Consider the following 3,534-nt stretch of genomic DNA (forward strand, 5'->3'; position numbering starts at 1 on the left):
GCGCCGCCAGGCCAGCGGCCGGCTGCTCGTCGGCCCACACGATGCGGGTAGCACCACCGTGCCCATGGACGGCTTCGGCATCGGTCAGGCGGTCCCAATGGACGGTGGACGGCCGTTCGCCTATCCAGCGCAGGGACACGGTGCCGTCGGGCCACAGGACGCCGTTCGCGACGCGGCCGGTACCGGACACGCCGGAGATGTCGCGGTCACGCTGGAGGTGAAAGAGCTTCGGATTCATGGTCTGGCTCCGGGTGGGTGTGGAAGGGTGGGGCCAGGCCGCCCCTGATCTGCGCAGGGGCGGCCGTCTGCGTCACGCGGCCGGTTCGGTGGCCTGGGGGAGCGAGGCGCGCCAGGCGTCCAAGACGGTCTTGGGGACTCGGCCGCGGTCGGGGCAGCCGACGCCGGCCTTCCTCGCCCAGGCGCGAACCGCGGGAGCGTCGTACGACGGCGCTGCACGGCGGGCCTTCTTCGGCGGGGCCAGTTCGGCTTCGCGGGCCTGGATCTCGGCGAGGCGCTTCTCCAGCTGCTGGCGCTCGTCGGAGATGGCGGTCAATTCGCGGTCGGCGGCGTGCCGGTGACGGAGGCCGCCGAGGAGGACGCGGGCGCGGGCGGCCTGGTCCTGGACCTCGGGGTCGGCGTGCTCGTCGCCCCACTTGAGGAGCTGACCGACGGGGAGCGGTTCCGACTCGGTGACGGCGATGGTGAGGGCCGGTCCGGCGTGCAGCTCGGGTGCGGTGGCCATGGGTGCGGGTCCTTCCTGCGGGTCGGGGATGTGAAGGCGGTTGTGGCGGGCTGCTTCGGGGCCGCCCTGGGTGTCGATCTCGTCAAGGAGGCGGCGCAGGGCGGCGGCCGTCATCGGCTCGCGGGGCAGCAGCCGACGTGCACGGTGGTGCCGGTGAGACCGTGGCCGCGTTCGCTCACGCCCGGGCAGGCGTCGTTCGCGGCCTTGTGCGCGGGGCAGTAGTCGCCGGATCGGTCGCACTGCCAGCCCTGGGTGCGGAAGTGCGCGCGGGCGACCTCCAGGCGCTCCGCGCTGGTCTGCTCCGTCGACACCATGAACTCGCCGGCCACCTCGGTGCCGCAGCCGTCGCAGAACACGACGATCTTCGACGGGTACAGGGGGCTGTCCGCGTCGCGGAGGATCGCGGAGACGAGAGCGGGCGGCAGCGGGGCGGGCGCGGTGCCGGGCTGGTCGGGCATCGAGTCGGTCATGATCACGTCCTGTCTGTGCGCGTGGGGCGGCGGAACCGGATGACGCGGCGGTCAGGCGGCGTCTGGTGTCTGGTTTGGCTGGATGAGGCGGAGGTGGGTGCGGTGGCGGTTGCGGTCGCGGGTGGCGTGTTTGCTGGGGTCTTGCCAGCTGTTGAGGGCGGCGAGGAGTTCGGCGCGGTGTTGGGCTTGTTCTTGGGGGCTCCAGGGGCTGGTGTGGGGGCGTGGGTGGCCGAAGGTGCCGGTGGGGATCTCTTCGGCCATGAGGCGCTCGTAGGGGGTCGTCACGGGGCGTCGTGGGTGATCGCGTGGGCGACTGCCAGGGCGTGGGCGGAGGGCGCGCCGGGGCCGGTGGTGAGGAAGGCGTCGCGGCCGGCGGGGTCGTCGTGGAACACGTCGTCGGCGGCCTGGAGGCCGCAGTCGTAGTAGTTCGCGGCGTGGTCCAGCCAGTCGGCGAGGGCGGTCACGGCGTCGGCGGGGAGGCGGACGGTCACCGTGTGGGCGGCGACGGCCGGGGAGGACGGGCGTAGCGCGGCGGCGGCGGTGCGGAGTTCGTCGGCGGGCGTGCGTGTGGTCATGAGGCGTTCCGTTCGGCTTCGGTGACGTGGGGCTCGCAGCGGGCGTGTACAGCGCGGCCAGGGCGCTTCGGGTCCGGGAGGATCGGCCGGGTGCAGACGCGGCAGCGGCGCCAGGTCTCGGGGTCGTCGGTCGCGGCGGTGTCGTGGTGGTGGTTCTGGGGATCGATCTGCTCTTCCGAGCCGCCTACTACCTGAGGTTGGAAACCGACCTCAGCCCGTTCTTGGGTAATCCCTGGGAACCCCCCTGGGTTGTTCGGGCCGGAGTGGCCCGAACCGGTCGGGCCGGAGTGGCCCGAACCCATACGGGCCGGAGTGGCCCGAACTTCGGAATCCGTACCGTCGGTAAGTTCGGGCCGGAGTGGCCCGTTCTGGTTCGGGCCGGAGTGGCCCGAACTTTCGGCGGGGGTCTCCTGGTCCTGCGTCCACTTCGGAGGCCGCTTGCTGTTGTCCCGGGCCGTCGACTTCAGGTAGTCCTCGGCGGCCTGCCAGTCCGGGAACGGGTGCGGCACGATCGCGTACCGGGTGGCCTTGCCGCGCTTCTGCTCACCGAGGACACGGACGACGCCGGCACGCTTGGCGGCCTCCAGGTAGCGGCGGGCGTCCTTCTCCCGGCAGCAGGACGCCGCGGCGATGTCGGTGATGCGGATGGGCTTGCGGTCGCCGGAGAAGGCGATCTCTCCGGAGGCGGCGGCGAAGTTCCGCAGCTGGCACAGGAGCAGGGGCAGGCCGGAGCGCCGCAGGTAGGTGGACATCTGGCGTGTCCACTTCCACGACAGCGCGTTACCGAAGGCGACGGGTACGCCTCCGCTGCTGCGGCTGTCCTGCTCCTCGTTGCTCAACGTGCTCTTCTCTCCGTGATGTTGCGGAACCGATACGGCAAGATCCGGCGGTCAGTGGCCGATGGGGACGCCGCACCTCTTGCAGAAACCGGCGTTCGGCGGGACCGGGGCGGTGCAGTTCGGGCAGCTCATCGGCGGGCGGCCGATCCGTACCGGCCGCGCATGCCGCCGCGGGGGCGGAGCTTCACGCCGGCCTCCAGGAGCAGCGTCCGCGTGGCCCCGTACGAGCGGCCGATGCGGTCGGCGGTGGACTGGATCGTGCAGCCCGTCAGGTACAGCTCCTTCGCCTTCGCGGCGAGGTCCTCGCGGTCGGCGCCGGTGACGACGGCGCCCGGGGTGGGGATGGTCACTGGAGGGCGCCCTTCGGGAGCTTGGTGATGTCGGCGGCGGACGGGTCCTGGTGGCGCACGATGTCGGCCAGGCGGTCGGAGACCCGGAAGGCGAGCCGGGTGTGGGCGGGCACGAAGATCTGGCCGCCGGTCTGCGGGTTGCGGGCGTTGCGCGCAGGGATGTGCTTCGGGTTCCAGCTGCCGAAGTTGGTGACGGTGACGCTGTGACCGCTGGCGACGGTGCGGACGATCGTGTTGAGGACCGTGTCGACGGCGTGGAGGCCGTCCTCGATGGACACGCCGAGCTGGAGCGCGACGGCCTCGGCGAGCCGGGTCTTGTTGAGGGGCCCGGTGGGGCGGATTACGGTGGCCATCAGGGTGATCCGATCTGGTAGGCGTCGGCCGCTTCAGCGGCCTGCTGCGCGATGGCGGCCTCGGCGCAGACCTTGTGCGCCGGGGACTTCTTCGAGTCGCGGAGATGGGTGTCGAGCCCGCAGTAGCGGCAGGGGCGGGCGTGCTCGTAGTCCCAGTGGGAGGAGTCCCGCCAGTCGAGGAGCGGCGGCCGGGTGCCGCCGCTCC

General features: G+C 72.2%; 8 protein-coding genes. All 8 read right to left on the reverse strand.

What is annotated here, in order from left to right; all coding sequences use genetic code 11:
- The coding region (locus ACFWR9_RS41740; RefSeq protein WP_383852632.1) for a hypothetical protein at positions 1-238 on the reverse strand (238 nt) is incomplete at its 3' end.
- Between the two features lie 72 nt (positions 239-310).
- Entirely contained in the window at positions 311-856 is a 546-nt protein-coding gene (locus ACFWR9_RS41745; protein ID WP_383852635.1) for a histone-like nucleoid-structuring protein Lsr2, read from the reverse strand.
- Positions 853-1,212, reverse strand: coding sequence for a hypothetical protein (locus tag ACFWR9_RS41750; RefSeq protein WP_383852637.1), 360 nt, complete (start codon positions 1,210-1,212; stop codon positions 853-855). Before ACFWR9_RS41750 ends, ACFWR9_RS41745 begins: the two co-directional genes overlap by 4 nt.
- A gap of 51 nt (positions 1,213-1,263) precedes the next feature.
- The gene (locus ACFWR9_RS41755) at positions 1,264-1,473 is read right to left on the reverse strand and encodes a hypothetical protein (protein ID WP_383852640.1); all 210 of its coding nucleotides are present in this window, start codon (positions 1,471-1,473) and stop codon (positions 1,264-1,266) included.
- 20 nt (positions 1,474-1,493) lie between these two features.
- Positions 1,494-1,787, reverse strand: coding sequence for a hypothetical protein (locus tag ACFWR9_RS41760; protein ID WP_383852642.1), 294 nt, complete (start codon positions 1,785-1,787; stop codon positions 1,494-1,496).
- Positions 1,784-2,626: a hypothetical protein gene (locus ACFWR9_RS41765; protein WP_383852645.1), complete on the reverse strand. Its 843-nt coding sequence runs from the start codon at positions 2,624-2,626 to the stop codon at positions 1,784-1,786. Before ACFWR9_RS41765 ends, ACFWR9_RS41760 begins: the two co-directional genes overlap by 4 nt.
- Before the next feature lie 128 nt (positions 2,627-2,754).
- Complete coding sequence (locus tag ACFWR9_RS41770; protein WP_383852648.1) at positions 2,755-2,976, reverse strand: helix-turn-helix domain-containing protein; 222 nt, start codon at positions 2,974-2,976, stop codon at positions 2,755-2,757.
- Positions 2,973-3,329 carry an HU family DNA-binding protein gene (locus ACFWR9_RS41775; RefSeq protein WP_383852649.1) on the reverse strand — a complete coding sequence of 119 codons (357 nt, stop codon included), beginning with the start codon at positions 3,327-3,329 and terminating at the stop codon, positions 2,973-2,975. Before ACFWR9_RS41775 ends, ACFWR9_RS41770 begins: the two co-directional genes overlap by 4 nt.
- Positions 3,330-3,534: the final 205 nt, after the last annotated feature.

The sequence above is a fragment of the Streptomyces sp. NPDC058534 genome (assembly GCF_042717365.1).
Taxonomy (GTDB): domain Bacteria; phylum Actinomycetota; class Actinomycetes; order Streptomycetales; family Streptomycetaceae; genus Streptomyces.